This window comes from Neorhizobium petrolearium (assembly GCF_017873175.1).
GTDB lineage: Bacteria > Pseudomonadota > Alphaproteobacteria > Rhizobiales > Rhizobiaceae > Neorhizobium > Neorhizobium petrolearium.
This window is the reverse complement of record NZ_JAGGJW010000001.1, coordinates 529479-548826: the sequence shown is the minus strand read 5'-3', so window position 1 is coordinate 548826 and position 19348 is coordinate 529479. Positions and strand designations below refer to the sequence as shown.

Here is a 19348-nt window from a genome sequence, read left to right as displayed (position 1 = left end):
GCGTGTCTGGCCTCAGAGCCAGCCTTTCCAGCGGAAGATGAAAAAGGGAATAATGGCGGACAGGATCATCGCGACGATTGCGAGCGGATATCCAAAGTGCCAGTCGAGTTCCGGCATGAGATGAAAATTCATGCCGTAGATGGAGGCGACGAGCGTGGGCGGCAGGAAGACGACCGATGCGATCGAGAAGATCTTGATGATGGCGTTCTGCTCGACATTGATAAGACCGAGCGAAGCGTCCAGCAGAAAGGCGATATTGCCGGCGATGAAGGCGGCGTGTTCCGACAACGTGTTGACGTCGTGTGCAACCGTGCGGCAAAGGCTGGCATCACTCTTGTCGCCCTTGATCAACGGGACGTTCATCAGGAAGGTCAAGAGCCTGGAAAGCGAGCCCAGGCTGTCACGTACCTTACTGATCAAACGATGATGATCGGCGATGTCCGCAAGCTTGGCTTCCAGGAACTGCGGCGCGCGGCGTCTGCCGTGATCACGGAAGATATCCGACGACAGCTTGTCGACACGATCGACCGCGTTCTCAAGAATCTCGGCCGTGCGATCGGCTATGGTCTCCAGCAGTCTCCCGAGCAGCGTCACACCATTGCGCATCTCGTCCGGTGCGCGGCCGAGCGCGGCGATGAAGAGCTGAAAGCTTTTCGGTTCCGCGTAGCGGACGGTAATCAGCCTGTTGCCCGACAGGATGAACGCCACGTCGGTGAGCTGGGGATCCCTGCCATCCGCACGCCAGACCAGCGAAGCGGTCATGAAGACCGCGTCCTTCTCGATGTAGAGGCGGCTCGACGGCTCGATGTCCCTGAGGTCATCGCGGGTCGGGACCTGAATGCCGACAAGCCCCTCCACATAGGCATCTTCCTGCGGGGTGGGGTTTACGAGATCGATCCACGTGACATCGTCTGGAAGCTGCGGCAGCGCCTCTGCCGGCAGAAGCGTCCTCGTCGAGCCATTGGCGCTATAGGCATTGATCAATCTTTGTCTCCGGCCGAAATCCGTCGGCCTTGAACGAGAAGCGGGCTTGCCGGCTCCTTCCAGGGCCATTCGGCCTCCAGCGGGACGCGCCTATAAAGATAGCCATAGTCAAAATCAAGAGGCGTATAAACGTCGCTGTCAGCGCGGCAACATGACTCCGGCCCGCAGGATGTTCAAGAGGGCATGCGGCTGCGAGAGGAATCTCGATCGGCATCAAGGCCTTGGCCGGGAACGCCGACCTCAACCACTTCCGACCAAGTCGGACGGTTCGGTTGCCGCGATGGCATTTCGCTTATACGGATTTTATTCGAAAACGATGGCCGGTGTCTGTCGTGGAGCGCGGCCGCCGAGCTCGGCCCAGACCTTTGCGGCGATCTGCCGGTAGATCTCCGCCGTCGCCCCTTGCGGATCGGAAACGACCACCGGAGTTCCGGCATCGGACCGTTCGCGGATGTCGATCGTCAGCGGCACCTCGCCCAGGAAGGGCACTCCGATCCGCTCTGCCTCGCCGCGTGCGCCGCCGTGGCCGAAGATGTCGTAGCGCTTGCCGGTATCCGGGGCAAGGAAATAACTCATGTTCTCGATGATGCCGAGCAGCGGCACCTCCACCTTGCGAAACATGGCGATCCCCTTGCGCGCGTCGATGAGCGCCAGATCCTGCGGCGTCGAGACGATGACGGCGCCGGCAAGCGGCACCTGCTGCGCCATGGTGAGCTGCGCGTCGCCCGTGCCGGGCGGCATGTCGACGACCAGCACGTCGAGTTCGCCCCAGGCCACTTCGCGCAACATCTGCATCAGCGCCGACTGGACCATCGGGCCGCGCCAGATCATTGCCGTCTCCTCATCCACGAGGAAACCCATGGACATGGCCTTCAGGCCATAATTCTCCATCGGCTTTATGATGCGATTCTCGATCTGTTGCGGGCGGCCGGAAATCTTCAGAAGCCGCGGTACGGAAGGGCCGTAGATGTCTGCATCCAGAATGCCGACGCGCAAGCCATTCGCCTGAAGCCCGAGAGCGAGATTGACGGCCGTCGTCGATTTGCCGACACCGCCCTTGCCCGAGGCCACCGCGATAATCGCGCCCACTCCCGGCACGCCGGCCTTCTCGCGCTGCGGCGGATGAGAATGTCCCGAAGCATGACCAGGGGATTGGCCGGCGGAGGACGGGGGCTGCGGACGCGGCGGCGGTGACGAGCCCGCCTTGCGGTCCGCCGTCAGCGTCACAAGCGCACCCTTGACGCCCGGCATCGCCTTGACGCTACGCTCGGCGGCGATGCGCAACGGCTCCAGTTCCTGCGCACGCTCGGACGGCACAGTGATGGAGAAATAGACCTTGTTGTCGGAAATAAAGACATCCGACACCATGCCGCGTGAGACGATATCGCCTTCCAGATCCGGGCCGCGCACCTTCGAAAGCACCGCCAGCACGTCTTCCTTCGTCACGTCGGACATTTTTCAAACTCCCGATTTCTCAAGCATCCTCCCGAAACGAAAGGTCGCTTTCGGCGTATATAGGTGTTCCGCATTGCCGGGAGCAAGAAAGATTAAGCCGCCGTCCGATCGGCAGCCGTATGGCGCACTGATCGAACGACGGCTTTTCTTGGCACGCCTCTTGGGGCGCTTCACAGTCCCCTCTGGACCTGTACCATACAGAAGCACGAAACATGCCAGACGGGAAGATGCTTCCTTTTATTGAGTTTTTTCAACTACTTCTGATGGGAAATACTGCTGCAGCGCAGCAACCTGCCAGATCCGGTCGCTTTTTTCGTCGATCTAGCCTTGAGCAGTGATGAATTTGTGTGCAGTGCAGCACGGATTTTTTTTATTTTATCAAGCCGATACGGAGTGCCTTGGCCACTGCCTGGGTGCGGTTGACCGTGTCGAGCTTTTTTGCGGCACGGTTCAGGTAGTGATTCACTGTATGCTCCGAGAGACCGAGGATCTCGGCGATTTCCGCGCTGGTCTTGCCGGCAGCCGTCCAATTCAGGCAGTCGACTTCACGGTCCGTCAGCATGTCCGTGACGCGCACGTCGAGATTGCGGATTTCAGACAGCCGCTCAAAGACATGGATGGAAATATACATCAGCTCCATCATCTGCTGACGGGTGAAGGGCGGACCGTCGCCGGCGAAGGAAACCGCGCCGCGGCCGCCGGACATGTCATGGACCGGAAAATAAGCGCCGCGGACAATGCCGAACCGCCCAAAAATGCTGCGCACCAGCGGGCCGCGCCGCTCGGGACCGACCGTTTCCAGATCGAAGATTATCGGCAGGGTCGAGGCGTGAAGCCTGCGAAGAATGGGACTCGTCCGCATCAGTCCTTCGCGATCGAAGTGGGCCATCAACTCGGCCGGCCAGTTCGTGATCACGGTGTTGCTCGACAATTCGAGAGAGGTGGCCGGGGGAAGGTTGAGAACCATGAAGGTTCGGCAGCCGTAATGTTCCGTCACTCGCTTCATGAACCGGAACACGTCGAACTGAGTCCTGAGACCCGCGATCTCTTCGACATTTCCGTCAAAGGCCGGAGTTTTTCCAGCTTTCTCGGTATTGATGGACATCACTTGCTTCTTTGCTCGCCCGCCGCAATCGAGCGACCCATGGCATTTCCCATACATCCGCCTCGAACCGGCTATTCATTATTTATTCGCAATACCTGCCGCGGCGGAAATGCACTGAGGACCTTCCGGATCTCACTGGTTGCATTCCCGCCCGACGCACCCTTGGTCAAGGTTGCTATCTTGAGTTTAAATAAGTGCCAAATTTATTGCTAATTATCAGTTCCGGCTTGTGATCGTGCCATTTGCTCATTTTAAAAAATCTTCGCATGCTTCCAATCCTTTGTCAGGAGATAATTGTTGGGGATCAAATCAGCTATGCCGAACATTTGCGAACTCGTGTTTGAATGATACAGATTCGCCCGCCCTGACTGCAATTGGAGATTTTCCGTGACGACCACTTACAATTTTGAGGGTGCTGTCCTTTCCTCGTCCCTTTGCGAACTTGGAGAAGGCCCCACCTTCGAATCGGAGACCGGAACGCTCTGGTGGTTCGACATCCTTGGGAAGGCACTGCACGAACTGCATATGGCGACCAGCCGCGAAATCGTCCACACATTGCCGGTCATGGGCAGTGCGCTCGCCTCCATCGATTCTACCCGGCAATTGCTGGCGAGCGACAAAGGCCTCTTTGTCCGCGACCGGGCAAGCGGAAGGCTTTCTCTCTATCGTGAACTGGAGCCGGCAAAGCCTGGCAACCGCTCCAACGACGGTCGCGTACATCCCTCGGGCAGCCTCTGGATCGGCACCATGGGCAGGAAAGCCGAAGACGGTGCCGGTGCCATCTACCATGTGGCACACGGCGTGGTAACGAAGCTCTTCGACCGGATCAGCATCCCGAACTCGATCTGCTTTTCGCCGGACGGGACGATTGGCTATTACGTCGATACGCGGATCAATCGGCTAATGCGCGTTCCGCTCGATCCCGAGACGGGCCTGCCGGCTGGCGACGCCACCGTGCTTATCGATCAGAATAGCAAACCGGGCGGCATTGACGGCTCCATCTGTGCAAGTGACGGGACAATCTGGAACGCACGTTGGGGGCAAGGAGCCGTCGATCACTATGCGGCGGACGGCACGCATCTGTCACGCCATCTCTTACCGGCGCGCAGGACCACCTGCCCGGCTTTCATTGGCGACGGGAGGCTCGCCGTAACCTCTGCCTGGGAGGGGCTGGACGATGCTGCCCGGGCCGGCGAACCATTGGCCGGAGCACTTTTTGAGATCGCCGCGCCGATTCAGTGCAATCCAGAACCCGCGTATCGCCCGTAAATTGAAGGGGGCGCCAAACTGCGACCACGTCAAAAAGTTCCACCAAAATCGCCTAAAATTTCAGCAATTTGATCCGGAACCAATCGCCTTTCATGACATTTCCCTCTTGAACCGACGCGGGCAAGGAATTCCAACTCAAGGGAAACCGCGCGTTCAAAAAGGAACCCTAGCAGAGGAAGGTAGGATCGTTATGAAGAAGACCCTTAGCACGATGGCGGCCGCAATTCTCCTGGCATCTACAGCCATTGCGCCGGCATTCGCCCAGACCCAGCCGACTCCTCCGGCATCTCCAGCGCCGGCTACGCCTGCCGCTCCATCCGATCCGGCTGTCAAGCCGGCTGACAGTGCGGCAACTCCTGCGCCGAATACCGGCTCCGATATGGCTGCAGCTTCCGGCGCGTATTTGACAGAGCAGACTGAAACCCAGATCAGCGCCAACGACTACATCGGCAAGCCGATCTATAATGCTGAAGACAAGAGCATCGGTGACGTCAACGACCTCATTATGGAAGAAAACGGCGGGATCGTTGCAGCCGTGGTCGGCGTCGGTGGTTTCCTCGGCATCGGCGAAAAGGATGTCGCCGTTCCGATGGACAAGATCACTATGACCCGGGATGCCGAGAACAACAATGAAGTCCGCCTGACAACGACCGAGACGGCTGAAGCCCTGAAGGCGGCTCCGGAATTCAAGACGCTGGCGGACCAGCAGGCCGAAACGGACCGGACGACCACTTCATCGACCGGCACGCAGATGCCTGCAGGTGGCGCCGCTCCTCCGAAGCAATAAAAATCCGGAAGGGCGACACGTCGCAAATTCCGAAAAGGGCGGCACGCGGCAGTGCCGCCCTCTTTTACAAGAGCGAGCAGAAACGCAAGGCGTCGTATATCGCCGCATGAATGTTGCGGCTGGCAACGGCATCCCCGATACGGATGAGATCGAAGCGGCTATCTGACTGCTTCATCGGCAAGGGCGGCTTGCGAGCGATCAGCGCACGGTAGTCCACCGCACCCAGATTTTTAGACATCCGCTTCAGGGCCAGGTAGAGTTCGGCATTGGCGGCTGTGCCGTGTTCCACCACGACCTGCGCCACTCGCCGCTCCTGCTCTCCTGCGGTCGAAAAATCCGACCCCAGGACGGCCACCAGCGCATTGCCGTCGCGTCGAACCGATTTCAGCCGCGTATTGATGGTGACACGCACCTTTTTCTCCGCAAAGGCTCTGGCGTAGGGCACATGGTTCATGCCGCCCATTTCCGGAGCGAAGAAGCGCTCGGGAGACACCACCTCCAGTACCGCGTCCGTCTCCGCGATCACTTCCGCCGCACTCATACCCGGATGGCCGCCGTTATCGTCGAACAGCAGGACCGGACCAGTCGGTTTCACCGTTCCCGCCAGGATATCCCAGCTCGACGTCAGAAGTTCATCGCCGCTTTCCACCTCGGGCATCTGCGCCACACCGCCGGTCGCCACCACGACCAAATCCGGCTCAAGAGCCAGTACATCTTCTGGTTCCGCGTAGACATCGTAGTGAATCTCAACGCCGAGCCGTTCCAGTTCGGCAAGCCGCCAGTCGATGATGCCGATCATTTCCCTGCGGCGCGGATTGCGGACGAGAAGATTGACCTGCCCACCGGCTTCGCCCGCCGCCTCCAAGATCGTCACGCGATGGCCGCGCTCGGCAAGAACTCTAGCCGCCTCAAGCCCCGCCGGCCCGGCGCCGACAACCACAGCCCTACGAATAACGTCCGCTTTGAAGATGACATGTGGCATGTCCGCTTCGCGGCCCGTCGCAGCGTTGTGGATGCAAAGCGCCTCGCCACCCTCATAGATACGATCAAGGCAGTAAGTGGCGCCGACGCAGGGACGGATGCGTGCTTCCTCGCCTCGCAGCACCTTTTCCGCAATATGCGGATCGGCGATATGGGCCCGAGTCATGCCGACCATGTCGAGTTTTCCGGTCGCAACCGCATGGCGGGCGGTCGCAACATCCGCGATGCGGGCCGCATGAAAGACCGGAAATCTCGTCGCCTCCCGCACCTCTCCGGCGAAATCCAGATGCGGCGCGGACCGCATGCCCTGGATCGGTATCACTTCGTTCAAAGGGGCATCGTGATCGATATGGCCGCGGATGATATTCAGGAAGTCGATCTTGCCGGAACCCGCAAAGTGGCGGGCAATCCCAATGCCCTCCTCCCGCGACAGTCCCCTGTCCCAAGCCTCGTCGGCAACCATGCGGATGCCGACGATGAAATCCGTGCCGACGGCCTTGCGCACTGCGTCGATCACCATCGTGGTGAAGCGCAGGCGGTTCTCCAGCGAACCGCCGAATTCGTCCTCGCGCCGGTTGGTGGCCGGCGACCAGAACTGGTCCATCAGATGGCCGTAGGCCTCGAATTCGATGCCATCGAGCCCGGCCGCCTGCATACGCCGCGCCGCATCGGCATAATCGGCGACGATGCGCTCGACATCCCAGTCCTCCGCCTCCTTGGGAAAGGCGCGGTGCGCCGGCTCCCTGACCGGCGACGGCGCCAGCACCGGCAGCCAGTCGCCCTTGTTCCAGCCGGTGCGGCGGCCGAGATGGGTGAGCTGGATCATCACCGCCGCACCATGCTCATGACAGTCGTCGGCCAAGCGTTTCAGCCACGGCACGATCTCGTCGCGATAGGCATGCAGATTGCCGAAGGCGGGCGGACTGTCGGCGGAGACCACGGCCGACCCGGCCGTCATGGTGAGCGCGACGCCGCCCTTGGCCTTTTCCACATGGTAGAGCCGGTATCGATCCTTCGGCAGGCCGCCCTCGGAATAGGCCGGCTCATGCGCGGTCGACATGATGCGGTTCTTCAGCGTCAGGTGCTTGAGCTGAAACGGCTGCAGAAGGGGATCGTTTGAGGTCGGCATCGGTTTCCGGGGCGTTGAGGCGATGGGCCATCATCGCCCAAGGTCGCCTACATCGCGAGAACCGTGCGCGGCGCGTTCTGTCCGAAGAGCGTCGTTTTGAGCGAACTCAGCTCCGTTCGATCGTCACGAAATCGCGATAATGGTCCTGGAGATAGCGCAGCGTCGCGGCGCTGTCAGCGGGTCTGCCGTAGTAGTATCCTTGGCCCATGCCGCAACCGAGTTCCTTGAGCTTATCGGCATCGGCCTTTTCCTCGATGCCTTCAGCCACCACTTCCAGATCGAGGCCCTCGCACATGGCGATGATCGCCTTGACGATATGTTCGGAAGCCCGGTCGGTGGTAATGCGCGAGACGAAGGCACGGTCGATCTTCACCTTGTCGAAGGTGAAGTCGCGCAGGCGGCCGAGACTCGACTGGCCGGTGCCGAAGTCGTCGAGCGCGATGCGCACGCCCTGCTTTCTGAGGTCGGTGATGATGCGCTGCGCCGTGTCAGCGGACGTCATCACCGCGGTTTCGGTGATCTCCAGTTCCAGCCGGTAGGGATCGAGGCCGACACGAGCCAGCGTCGAAAGGATGGTCTCGGTCGTGCCGGGGTCCATCAACTGGGCGGAAGATAGGTTAAAGGACAGGAAAAGTTCGCGCGGCCAGGAGAGCGCGGCCTCCGCGGCCTTGCGCAGCAACGTTTCAGAAAGCGCATCAATAAAACCCCGTTCCTCGGCGAGCGGCACGAAGATCGCGGGCGAGACGAAGCCCAGATCGGCATCGATCCAGCGGGCCAGCGCCTCGAAACCCACGACGGCACCGTCCTTGATGCGCACGATCGGCTGGAAATGCACGTCGACCGCATCGGCTATGACGGCATTGCGCAGCGCCTGTTCAAGCTGCGTCGCCCGCTTCATCTCCTGGGCGATCTCGCGGGAATAGACGGTGATCTGGCCGCGGCCGCGACGCTTGGAACGGTAAAGTGCGGTCTCGGCGCTCTTCAGCAGTTCCTCGAAATCCTCGCCGGCAAAGGGATAGATCGCAAAACCGAACGAGGCGGAGAGACGCACATTGCGATCACCGAGATCATAAGGGGCGGAAAGCACGTCCTTGATCATCTGGCCGATCCGTTCCGCCCCATTCCGCTCGAAGACCAGCGGCAGGACGAATGCGAACTCATCTCCGTCGTGGCGGGTAACAGTCGCGCCGTCAGGAATGCAAGCCTTCAGTCGATGGGCGACCTGACAGAGGATCTCGTCGCCCGCTTCGGCGCCGAAAAGATCGTTGATGGGCTTGAACCCATCGAGATTGGCGATGCAAATGGTGAAGGGCGCAGGATCCTGAGCGCGCTCGGCTGCCAGGAGGCGAACCTTGTCGCGGAGGCGGTAGCGGTTTCCGAGACCCGTCAGAGGGTCGCTGTAAGCCATCGCCTGCAGCTCATTCTGGCTGACCTGCGGCAATGGATTTCCCGCCGACTTCATGAATAATCCCGTTACGCTTCACAAGAACGAAGGCAGGATGGGGGAAAAAGATTAAAAAATCATGGCCCGAGCCTAGCTTACGCCAAAAGTTTGATTAATCGGTTAAGCATATGACCGCTTCACCGGAATGTCGAGATAGGCCTGGAACACTGCTTCCAGAGCCTCGGGGCTGATCGGCTTCAGGATCACGTCGTTCATACCGGCGGCGAAACACTCGTCCCGATCGCGATCGAACGGGTGAGCAAGCACGCCAATGATCGGGATGGAACCATCGATGGTTTCGAGCGAACGGATTCGGGCGCTAGCCTCGAAGCCATTCAGTTTCGGAAGCGTGACGTCCATCAGGATCAGCCGCGGCGAAAGTTCCCCCCACATCCGGACCGCCTCTTCCCCATCGGTGGCGATCGCATATCGATAACCGAAACCTTCGAGGATCTGCGAGAAAACGATCTGGTTCACCTCATTGTCTTCCGCGACAAGGATGTCGATTACGGGGCCATCGGCGTTCACCCCCGTGTCGATCTGCCAGTCCTCCTCCGGCATATTCTCGGCAGCTTCCGCGGGCTTTTGCTTGAGCAGATGAACGACGTTAGACGCCAGCTCCCGCATCATCTCCAGACCGTTGATCGCAAAGGTGGGAATGCCATGCTGCCTGGCAATCTCCACGCATTCAGCGTCGCTCGCCACGTCAATGACGATGAGATCCATGCGGATGCGGGAGTCTTTCGCGAATTGCAGGAAGAGCCGGAGTTCCGCAGCTGTCGAAACCGACGATGTATCGAGCCGAAGCGTGGCAAGAACGTTCGATGCTTCGGCCTCCACCTGGGCGTCCGCCGAAACCAACAGAACCTTCCGGGCTGTGACATCGGCGATGTCCCGCGCCGGGTCGGTACGCACATCGCGCTCATGGCGACCGAAGGTAGCGTCCATCACCTGAAGCCGGTCCTTGCTCAGGACGGGCTCACGTCCATCGTCACCTGTTCCGACGAGTGCCGTGATGTCTTCCATGGCTGTAACGACGTAGTAGCGGCCAGGTTTGCCGATACGATATTTGTTGGCGATGATGATTGCGTCCGGTCCATCCGGCCGTGTCACCCGCTCGGCGAGTTGGACCGGCGCCCCGGTCTCTAGGAGTTGCCGGTTCATGCCATTAAGGCGTTCTTCCAGCTTGGCGGAATGGATATCCGATCCCTTGTGCCCCAGGACGGCTTCGACCGGCAGACCGAGGAACCGGCTGGCAGCCTTGTTGACGGCGACGAAGGTGGAATTTCTGTCCTTTACCGTGATCGGGAACGGCAGATGGTCGAGCACTTCCTCGGTGATCTGCACCCGCTCCATATCTGCCCGCCATTGCTCCTCGCGCTTCTTATGGTCCGAGACATCCCTGATCACGGAAACGCCATAGCCGGAGGGCAGTCGACGCTTGGTGAAACTCAGCCAGCGGTCGGTCCCGCGGCGCTCAAGCGTGTCGGCGCGCTCTTTCCAGAGGGTAGCGATCTGTTCGGCAACCCAGTCCTCGCGGCTGAGCATGCGGCGTGGGCTGGTACTATCGGCAACGAAACGTCCGCCGCTATCGTAAACTGCGCCGAGGAAATCCCTGAGGCGCGTGCCTGGTGCAAGAAATCCCTTGGGAACCGGCAGGAGGCTGAGCAAATGCTGGCTGGCGAAAACGATCTGGTCGTTCTTATCGTAGACAAGCAGGCCGCCCGAGACGCCCTCGGAAATCACTTCGAGCATGGCAGTCTGAATGTTCGCGTCTGCCGACGCCAAATCATTCATAGGATGGAACTCCCCGTATGCTTTTTCGGCTCGGTTCAAAGACCGGCCGTTATGCCGCTTGGTCGCCTTTCGGCGTTATTCCTTCTAGTTTCAGTCGTGAGGGGTCGGAAAACATGCTGGCTCCAAGTCCTCAACGAGTGATCCGGTCTCGCATGACGGTGCCCAGCCGGCCGTCACCCCGATCACGCGCGGGGAGCTGGCACTCCCCCGGGTTCATCCAGTTCAATGTCAACACAAATATCGTTCTTGTCTTAAGGCCGGATTAATGAACACTCGTGCACTTGCGCGAACCTGTCCTCAAATCGGTTGAACGTGTCCATCGAGGCTTTTCTTCCTCACCCGAATCCCGGACAATGATCCCATGTCCGTCAAACAACTGCCCGAGACGCTGATCAATCAGATTGCTGCCGGCGAGGTTATCGAAAGACCTGCCAGCGCTGCGAAGGAACTGATCGAAAACGCCATCGATGCGGGTGCAACCCGCATCGAGATCGCCACCGCCGGCGGCGGCAAGAGCCTGATCCGCATCACCGACAACGGCTCCGGCATGGATGCAGCCGATCTCGATCTGGCTGTCCGGCGGCACTGCACGTCAAAGATTTCCGACACGCTCGACGACATCCGCACGCTCGGCTTCCGCGGCGAAGCTCTGCCCTCGATCGGTTCGGTCGCCAAGCTCACGATCACCAGTCGGAGGGCCGGTGACGCCGCAGGCTCGCAAGTCGCGGTGGTCGGAGGCAAGAATTCCGGCGTCAAGCCGGCGCCCGCCAATCCCGGCACGGTGGTGGAGGTGCGCGACATCTTTTTCGCCACTCCTGCCCGCCTGAAATTCCTGAAGACGGAAAGAGCGGAAGCCGGCGCCATCACCGAAATCGTCAAACGCATGGCGATTGCGTTTCCGAATATCCGCTTCGTGCTTTCCGGTTCAGACCGTTCCACCCTGGAATTCCCCGCGACCGGCGACGACCATCTCGCCCGCATGGCGCAGGTATTGGGAGCCGAGTTCCGTGACAACGCGATCGAGATCGATGCGGTGCGCGAGGACGTGGCACTTTCCGGTTTCGCCGGCGTGCCGACCTTCCATCGCGGCAACTCTGCGCATCAGTATGCCTTCGTCAACGGCAGGCCGGTGCAGGACAAGCTGATTCTTTCGGCAATCCGCGGCGCCTATGCGGAAAGCGTACCGTCCGGTCGCTATCCGGTAGCGGTGCTGTCGATCACGCTCGATCCGGCGCTGGTGGACGTCAACGTGCATCCGGCCAAGGCGGATGTGCGTTTCCGCGATCCCGGACTGGTGCGCGGCCTCATCGTCGGCGCTATCCGCGAGGCGCTCGTACGGGAAGGCGACCGCGCGGCGACGACCGGTGCGTCGGGCATGATGCGTGCGTTTCGTCCGGGTTTTTCATCCTCGCAGCCGACTCCGCGCGCGCCCTGGGCCGCAGCAGCCTCACCCTACCGACCGCTTCATCAGCAACCGGCCAACGATTTTTCAGAACAGGTGCAGTCGGGCTTCGATGTGCTGACCATGCCGACTGCACGCACCGACGCGGTCATTGCCGAACCCGTGGCCACGCCTGCCGCTGCGGAGGACGCGCCGCGCCATCGTCTCGGAGCCGCCCGCGCCCAGCTTCACGAGAATTATATCGTCGCCCAGACGGAGGACGGGCTCGTTATCGTCGACCAGCATGCCGCGCACGAACGACTCGTCTTCGAGGCGATGCGCAAGGCGCTGGACAGCAAGCGATTGGCGAGCCAGGTCCTGCTGATCCCCGAGATCATCGACCTGCCTGAAGAGGATTGCGACCGGCTGGTGGCGCACGGGCAAGAACTCGATCGGCTGGGGCTTTCGATCGAGCGCTTCGGTCCCGGCGCGGTGGCCGTGCGCGAAACGCCCGCCATGCTCGGCGAAGTCGATGCGGCATCCCTGGTGCGCGACCTCGCCGACGAGATCGCCGAATGGAACACGGCCGGCGGCTTGCGCAGCAAGCTCGAATATGTCGCCGCCACCATGGCTTGCCACGGTTCGGTCCGTTCCGGCCGCCGGTTGAAGCCGGAGGAGATGAACGCACTCCTCAGGGAGATGGAGGCGACGCCGGGCTCCGGCACCTGCAATCATGGTCGGCCGACCTATATCGAACTCAAGCTTTCCGACATCGAACGGCTTTTCGGCCGGAGTTGAAAACCGCTGGCAATCGGAGCCTGATCAGGATAGAGCAGGCATATGTTTTTCCGCAGGAGACGACAGATGAACCGGTTCGAAGGCAGCGGCTATCGCGAGGCCAAAATCCGGTATCTCGACGGCGACTACCAGATTCTCGCTGCAGGCTCCTACGTCGTATGTGCCATGACAGGCGCGCAGATCCCGATCGACGAACTGCGCTACTGGAGCGTCGCGCGGCAGGAGCCATATGTCGATTGCACTGCCTCGCTCGAAGCTGAAAAACGCGCCGGCGCCCTGCCGAACCAGAGCCGCGCCTAGGCTTTCGCTGAATTTTCCCTCAACCGCCGCTCGCGGAAATTGGCGATCGCCGTATCGATCATCTTGCCCGGCGCCTGCGGATCGTCGAAGGTCATGTCGACCTCGACCACTTTCGCCTTCTGAGCCAACTCCTCCATGCGGCCGTGGTGACCGGCAAGCCGTACCGCGTCCTTGGCAGTCGTGACGAGCGTCAGATTCTCCTTCGCGGCATCATCCAAGAGGTCGGCGATCTCGTCCTCGCTGAAATAATGGTGATCCGGGAAAGCCCGTTCGATCATGATCCGTCCACCGATCTGTTTGACCGTACGGTAGAACTTCTCGGGGTCGGCAATGCCGGCGAAGGCAAGCAGCGGCCTGTCGGCGATCTCCGGGGCCTCTCGCGGCTTCAACGCCGCAACATAGACCTGCTTGCCGGCGCGCGCCGCCTGGCGCACCAGCTTGTCGGCCGCCGCTCCGGTTCCGACCTTGAGGATCGCCGAGAGCTGGCGCATCTGTTCGGCGATCGGCGCCCTCACCGGCCCGCCCGGCACGAGATGGCCGTTACCGATGCCGCGCATCGTGTCGATGGCGACGAGCGCGAAATCGAGTGCAAGGCGCGCGCTCTGGAAACCATCGTCCATGATGATGAGGTCGACGCCTTCCTCCACCAGCTTGCGGGCACCGTCGACGCGGGTGCGGGAAATGACGGTCAGCGCCTCGCGGCACAGGAGCAGCGCTTCGTCACCGACCGCTTCGGCTCTGTGGTGAGCGGGATCGACCACGGTCGTCACGTCAAGCGAACCGCCATAACCACGGCTCAGGAACCCGGGTTTCAGCCCTTTTTCCCTTGCCGCACGGGCAAGCGCAATCGCTGTCGGCGTCTTGCCCGCACCGCCGACGGTGAAATTGCCGACACAGAGTACCGGCACCGGCACGCTGGCCCGGCGCGCGCGCGCCATGCGGCGCCCGGCGATCCAGCCATAAAGGAAGGAAAAGGGGGAAAGGCCCCAGGCACGCCAATCCGCTTTCGTCCACCAGAATGGCGGTGCTTCCGTTACCATGCGCTACGCTCTCCGGATGATCCGTCCTGAAACAGCCGCGAAGAAGATGGGAATTTCCCAGAAAAGGCAAGCCCCGGCGGAGGTTAGAATGCTCCGGCCTGGTCGGGCAGAAGCGCCTCCAGTGCAGTGATATCGTCGAGGCAGATGTCGGCGGTCGCCGACAGCGTCTCGCGGGAACCGGTGCCCGTCATGACCGCAACGTTGAGGCCGACGCCGGCCTGCTTGCCCATGTGCATGTCGTGATTGTTGTCGCCGACCATGGCAACGCGGTCGGGATCGAGGCCGACCGAACGGCAGAAGCCAAGCAGCATGCCGGGCTCCGGTTTCACGCCATGGCCACTATCGTAACCGGCAATGAAATCCAAATACTCGATGAACCCGAAACGGATGGCGGTCTGGTGGATCGCCTTCTCGTTGTCGCTCGAGGCGACCCCCAGCTTGTAACCCCGCGCCTTCAATCGGGAGAAGAGGCTGGCAAGATCGGTGACCGGCACCGAAAATTCGGCCGAACGGATAAACAAATCATCGAGTAACCGGGTCAGTTCCGCAACATCGACGGGCGAACCGGCAGAGACGAAACCTGCGGCGATCTCGGCCGCATTGCCGGCAGCAAGCAGGCTGTCCGGCCGTGTATGGCCGGATACGGGATCCATGCCGCCGGAGAACAGAAGCTGCGGTTCGAGTTCGGCATTGCCGGCGGATGCGATGCGGGCAGCCTCACGGTTTACCGGTCCCCAGCTTTCATCGTAACGCAACAGCGTCCCGTCCTTGTCGAACAGGATGCCGGCTATCCCTGTGAACTTTCCGGTGTTCATCGGACGGCGGCGGCAGCCGTTGCTGCTTTCGGCTGTAGCCGGGCACTTACTGTCAGCGGATTGATGTAGGGTTCCAATGCCTTGACCGTCTTCGAAAGGGCGCCGCGCATCTCTTCCATCGCATCATAGCCCGAATCGACCATCTTGCGGCGGGCGAGGTCGTTGATCATCAGATAGTGAACGGCCTTGGCCAGCATTTCGACATCCCGGACGATACGGGCTCCGCCCTTGCGCACGAGGTGCTGGTAGGCGTCGCGGAAATTCTGGATATGCGGACCGGAAAGCACTGCGCAACCCAGCATGGCCGGCTCCAGCGGATTCTGGCCGCCCTCAGCCGCGGCAAGCGACTTGCCGACGAAGGCGATTTCGGTGAGCCGCAGGTAAAGCCCCATCTCGCCAATGGAATCGCCGAGGAAAATATCGGTCTCCGGCGTCAGAGGATCGTTGCGCGAACGACGCGCGACAGTCAACCCCGCCTCTTTCAGCATGCTTTCGATCGCATCGGCACGATCGGGATGCCGCGGCACGAGAATGGTCAACTGGCCATTCTTCGGTTTCAGCGCACGATGGACGGTCGCGACCGCCTGCTCCTCGCCATCGAAGGTGGAGATCGCCGCCCAGGTCTGGCGGTCACCGATCTCCTTGCGATAACGAGCCAGCAGGGTCTCGTCGCAAGGGGGCGGATCCGTATCGCTTTTCAGGTTCCCGGAAACGATGACCGGCCAGGCGCCGAGGTCGCGAAATCGTTCCGCATCGAGGTCAGACTGAGCCACGACCAGGGCCATCTTTTCGAACAGCGCCTCGGCAATCGAGCCATAGTTGCGCCAGCGTTCGAAGGAACGGTCGGAGATGCGGGCGTTGACGCGGATCTGAGGGATATAGCGGCGGGCGAGTTCGGAGACCGTCGTCGGCCAGATTTCGGATTCCGCCGTAATGCAGGCATCCGGCTTCCAGTAGGCGACGAAGCGCTTGATCGGAAATTTCACGTCGAGCGGCACGTATTGATGGATGACCTCGTCGGCAAGGCGCGACTGGACGAGGTTAGCGGAAGTCACGGTGCCGGTGGTGAGCAGGATATGGATTTCGCGGCGCCGCAGCTCGCGGATCAGCGGCATGATGGCGATTGTCTCTCCCACACTTGCGGCGTGCATCCAGACGAGCGGCCCCCGCGGACGGGGAAGGCTCGCATAACCCAGCCGCTCCAGCCGGCGGCTGCGGTCTTCCTTGCCCTTGATAGCGCGGTAGCTGAGATAGGGGCCTACCAGCGGATAGAGCAAGATACCAGCCAGCCGATAGCTGAAAAGAGCCGTGCGCGCCAAGCCACTGCTCATAGTACCTGCACCCGATCGATCGTGACCGCCGTCAATATGACAACCCCTCTTATTTCGTAATCCGTAGCCCAATTTCTTGTGTTTTACAAATGCGTCAAAATGGGGTCCTCGCAGGGGCGTCGTCAGGCGGAGGACTTGTATTCGGATGCGGCCCGGAGCCAGCTCCTTGGAGAGTGCGGCTTATCTCAGACAGGCTTGACGCCGGGGTCCAGCAACCGGTGCATATGAACGATGAAATAGCGCATTTCGGCATTATCGACCGTCTGCTGCGCCTTCGACCGCCATGCGGTAAGCGCGCTTGCATAGTCGGGGTAAATGCCAACGATATCGAGCTTCGAAAGATCCTTGAATTCCACGCCTTCAAGGTTCTTGAGCTCGCCGCCGAAGACCAGATGCAGAAGTTGTTTGTTTTCGCCCGTTTCCGTCATTGTCGATATCCGTCCGTTTCAGCTCCCCGGCCCCTCCTCTGCGGCATTCTCGAAGAAACGTCAACCCGCTCCGCCGGCGACCTTCGGCAGCAGATCACGAACCGCCCTTTCGGCACCGGCAACCAGCATTTCGTGGCGGACATCGGTCCGGTTGTAGACAAGCCGTCTGCCGTCAAGATCGACGAGACGCCCGCCGGCACGTTCGACGACCAGATCGGCTGCGGCGAGGTCCCAATCGTGGGAGTTGCGCCTGACGATCGTGCCGTCGATCCGGCCATCCGCCACCATGGCCAGCCGATAGGCCAGCGACGGGATGTGCCCCACACGATGCACCATCTCGCGGAAGGCCGGATCGAATTTCTTGACGAGGGCCTCGTCCGCCGCGATCACCAGCTTGTTATCGGCGTGCCCGACGCTAACGGTGATCGGATCATCGTTCTTGAGCGCCGGGCCGTCCTTGACCGCGGAAAATTCCTCGTTCAGCGCCGGCGCGACCAATACGCCCGCGACCGGCTGGCCCCGGTGGACGACGGCAACCGAGACGCACCAAGTCTTCTCACCATTGATGAAGGCGCGGGTGCCGTCGATCGGATCGACAACGAAAAGCGTCTCGCAGGACAGACGGGCGACGTCGTCATCCGTCTCCTCGGACAGCCAGCCGTAGTCCGGCCGTGCTTTCCGGAGCAGGCTTTCGAGACGGTCATTGGCGGCGAAATCCGCGGCACTGACCGGAGACCTGCCCTCGTTCTTCCACCAGACTTCAGGCGCCTGGCCGAAGAAGCCATAGGCAACCTCGCCGGCCTGCCGCGCCGCATGGAGGATGAGGTCGAGGTCTTCCTCCCAATGCTCAGCAGTGCTCATCGGGATCACCGTCCCGCCAGTGTCATGCCCTCGATGGCGAGCGTCGGGGAAGCCACGCCGAACTTGCGGTCGATATCGTTTGCCGGCGTGATCCGCATGAACATGTCCTTGAGATTGGAGGCGATCGTCACTTCCGAAACGGCATAGGCGAGCTCACCGTTCTCGATCCAGAAGCCGGTCGCGCCGCGGCTGTATTCACCGGTGATCATGTTGACGCCCTGGCCGATCAGTTCCGTCACGTAAAAACCGTTGCCGACCGACCTGATCAGGTCCTCGGGGGAAATGTCGCCGGGTTCCAGCGCGAGGTTGGTCGAGGCGGGCGTCACCGCCGTGCCGCCCCGCACCCCACGGCCGTTGGTCGCAAGTCCGAGCTCGCGGGCCGTCGAGGTCGAGAGGAACCAATGCTTCAGCACGCCGTCCTCGATCATCACCATGCGCTCGCCCGTCACGCCCTCCCCGTCGAAAGGACGCGAGGAGGCGCCCCGGACGACGAGCGGATCATCGGTGATGTTCAGTCCAGCCTTCAGCACCTGCTGGCCCATCCTGTCGCGCAGGAAACTCGTCTTGCGCGCCACGGACGCGCCATTGATGGCGCCTGCGATATGGCCGACGAAACCACGGGCGATGCGTGGATCGAAGACAATGGTAATATTGCTGCCGGTTTCCACCTGGCGGGGATTGACGCGCTTGACCACCCGCTCGCCGGCGCGGCGACCGATCAGCTTCGGATCATCGAGATCGGCGGCATAGAGGCGGCTGTCGAAATCGTAGTCGCGCTCCATCTTCGTGCCCTCGCCGGCGATCACGCTGACGGATCGACCGAAGCGGCTCGCCATATAGCTGCCGGAAAAGCCGTGCGAGGTGACAAGCACGAGACCGCCCATGCCTGCGGAGGCTCCAGCACCGGAGGAATTGGTGACGCCCGGGACGTCGAGCGCCGCCTGCTCCATTTCGAGCGCCGCCTCCCGCAATGCCTCGGTCGGAACATCCGTGCTGTCGAAAAGATCGAGATCGGGGTAGGATTTTGCAAGGTCCTTCTCATCCGCCAGGCAGGCGAAGGGGTCTTCGGGCGACACCTTCGCCATGGCGACGGCGCGTTCAGCGAGCGTCTTCATGTCGAAGCCGGGATTGGCCGAAACACTGGCAACCCTTTTGCCAATGAAGACGCGAAGCGAAAAATCATCGCTTTCGGAGGCTTCCGTTCCCTCCACCTTGCCCAGTCGGGCACTGACGGAGCGGGAGCGGGAGCGCACGACCACTGCATCCGCCTGATCCGCCCCCGCGGCCCTGGCTAGATCGATGAGTTCGCTGGCGCGGGAAAGCAGAGCGGCGGAATCGATTTGGGAGGTCATGATTGCAAGCCTTTCATTCTCGTCCCATTTATTGTGCACTGTCAGAAGCATCAAGGGCGACTCGCCGATTCTTGAGAGGACCAATGCCTGC

At 61.2% G+C, this 19348-nt stretch carries 16 protein-coding genes; 4 read left to right on the top strand and 12 right to left on the bottom strand.

The features are described from left to right. Positions 1 to 12 precede the first annotated feature (12 nt). From J2046_RS02795 to J2046_RS02785, 3 genes are all read right to left on the bottom strand, one after another. Positions 13 to 984 carry a magnesium transporter CorA family protein gene (locus tag J2046_RS02795; protein ID WP_233469477.1) on the bottom strand — a complete coding sequence of 324 codons (972 nt, stop codon included), beginning with the start codon at positions 982 to 984 and terminating at the stop codon, positions 13 to 15. Positions 985 to 1287: 303 nt separating this feature from the next. After that, positions 1288 to 2439 carry an iron-sulfur cluster carrier protein ApbC gene (apbC, locus tag J2046_RS02790; protein ID WP_037158328.1) on the bottom strand — a complete coding sequence of 384 codons (1152 nt, stop codon included), beginning with the start codon at positions 2437 to 2439 and terminating at the stop codon, positions 1288 to 1290. A gap of 370 nt (positions 2440 to 2809) precedes the next feature. Continuing rightward, the gene (locus J2046_RS02785; protein WP_233469476.1) at positions 2810 to 3544 is read right to left on the bottom strand and encodes a LuxR family transcriptional regulator; all 735 of its coding nucleotides are present in this window, start codon (positions 3542 to 3544) and stop codon (positions 2810 to 2812) included. A gap of 387 nt (positions 3545 to 3931) precedes the next feature. Here J2046_RS02785 and J2046_RS02780 point away from each other — a divergent pair, with 387 nt between their 5' ends. Then, complete coding sequence (locus J2046_RS02780; protein ID WP_210049252.1) at positions 3932 to 4813, top strand: SMP-30/gluconolactonase/LRE family protein; 882 nt, start codon at positions 3932 to 3934, stop codon at positions 4811 to 4813. Between the two features lie 190 nt (positions 4814 to 5003). Beyond that, positions 5004 to 5600 carry a PRC-barrel domain-containing protein gene (locus tag J2046_RS02775; RefSeq protein WP_210049250.1) on the top strand — a complete coding sequence of 199 codons (597 nt, stop codon included), beginning with the start codon at positions 5004 to 5006 and terminating at the stop codon, positions 5598 to 5600. Positions 5601 to 5664: 64 nt separating this feature from the next. Here the strand turns inward: J2046_RS02775 and J2046_RS02770 are convergent, their stop codons facing one another. The 3 genes from J2046_RS02770 to J2046_RS02760 all read right to left on the bottom strand — a co-directional run bounded on the left by J2046_RS02770 (position 5665) and on the right by J2046_RS02760 (position 10951). Next, positions 5665 to 7710, bottom strand: a complete 2046-nt coding sequence (locus tag J2046_RS02770) for an NADH:flavin oxidoreductase (RefSeq protein WP_210049248.1) — start codon at positions 7708 to 7710, stop codon at positions 5665 to 5667. A gap of 106 nt (positions 7711 to 7816) precedes the next feature. Beyond that, positions 7817 to 9172, bottom strand: a complete 1356-nt coding sequence (locus J2046_RS02765; protein WP_210049246.1) for a putative bifunctional diguanylate cyclase/phosphodiesterase — start codon at positions 9170 to 9172, stop codon at positions 7817 to 7819. Between the two features lie 102 nt (positions 9173 to 9274). After that, positions 9275 to 10951, bottom strand: a complete 1677-nt coding sequence (locus J2046_RS02760; protein WP_210049244.1) for a response regulator — start codon at positions 10949 to 10951, stop codon at positions 9275 to 9277. A 361-nt stretch (positions 10952 to 11312) separates the two neighbouring features. Here J2046_RS02760 and mutL point away from each other — a divergent pair, with 361 nt between their 5' ends. Both mutL and J2046_RS02750 read left to right on the top strand, forming a co-directional pair. Further along, positions 11313 to 13130 (top strand): DNA mismatch repair endonuclease MutL, encoded by a 1818-nt coding sequence (mutL, locus tag J2046_RS02755; protein WP_210049242.1) that lies wholly within the window; start codon positions 11313 to 11315, stop codon positions 13128 to 13130. A 66-nt stretch (positions 13131 to 13196) separates the two neighbouring features. Continuing rightward, entirely contained in the window at positions 13197 to 13430 is a 234-nt protein-coding gene (locus J2046_RS02750) for a DUF2093 domain-containing protein (protein WP_210049240.1), read from the top strand. On the opposite strand, the gene lpxK is transcribed toward J2046_RS02750, so the two are convergent. The 6 genes from lpxK to J2046_RS02720 form a co-directional block, all read right to left on the bottom strand. Then, positions 13427 to 14470 (bottom strand): tetraacyldisaccharide 4'-kinase, encoded by a 1044-nt coding sequence (gene lpxK, locus J2046_RS02745; protein ID WP_210049238.1) that lies wholly within the window; start codon positions 14468 to 14470, stop codon positions 13427 to 13429. The genes J2046_RS02750 and lpxK overlap by 4 nt on opposite strands. Positions 14471 to 14553: 83 nt before the next feature. Continuing rightward, positions 14554 to 15285 carry an HAD family hydrolase gene (locus J2046_RS02740; RefSeq protein WP_210049236.1) on the bottom strand — a complete coding sequence of 244 codons (732 nt, stop codon included), beginning with the start codon at positions 15283 to 15285 and terminating at the stop codon, positions 14554 to 14556. Further along, positions 15282 to 16616, bottom strand: a complete 1335-nt coding sequence (gene waaA, locus J2046_RS02735) for a lipid IV(A) 3-deoxy-D-manno-octulosonic acid transferase (RefSeq protein ID WP_210049221.1) — start codon at positions 16614 to 16616, stop codon at positions 15282 to 15284. Before waaA ends, J2046_RS02740 begins: the two co-directional genes overlap by 4 nt. Positions 16617 to 16801: 185 nt before the next feature. After that, a complete protein-coding gene (locus J2046_RS02730) occupies positions 16802 to 17044 on the bottom strand; it encodes a DUF4170 domain-containing protein (protein WP_210049220.1) in 243 nt (80 codons plus the stop codon). 60 nt (positions 17045 to 17104) lie between these two features. Beyond that, positions 17105 to 17905, bottom strand: a complete 801-nt coding sequence (locus tag J2046_RS02725; RefSeq protein ID WP_210049218.1) for a 3'(2'),5'-bisphosphate nucleotidase CysQ — start codon at positions 17903 to 17905, stop codon at positions 17105 to 17107. 5 nt (positions 17906 to 17910) lie between these two features. Next, positions 17911 to 19257, bottom strand: a complete 1347-nt coding sequence (locus tag J2046_RS02720) for a TldD/PmbA family protein (protein ID WP_210049209.1) — start codon at positions 19255 to 19257, stop codon at positions 17911 to 17913. Between the last annotated feature and the right edge of the window lie 91 nt (positions 19258 to 19348).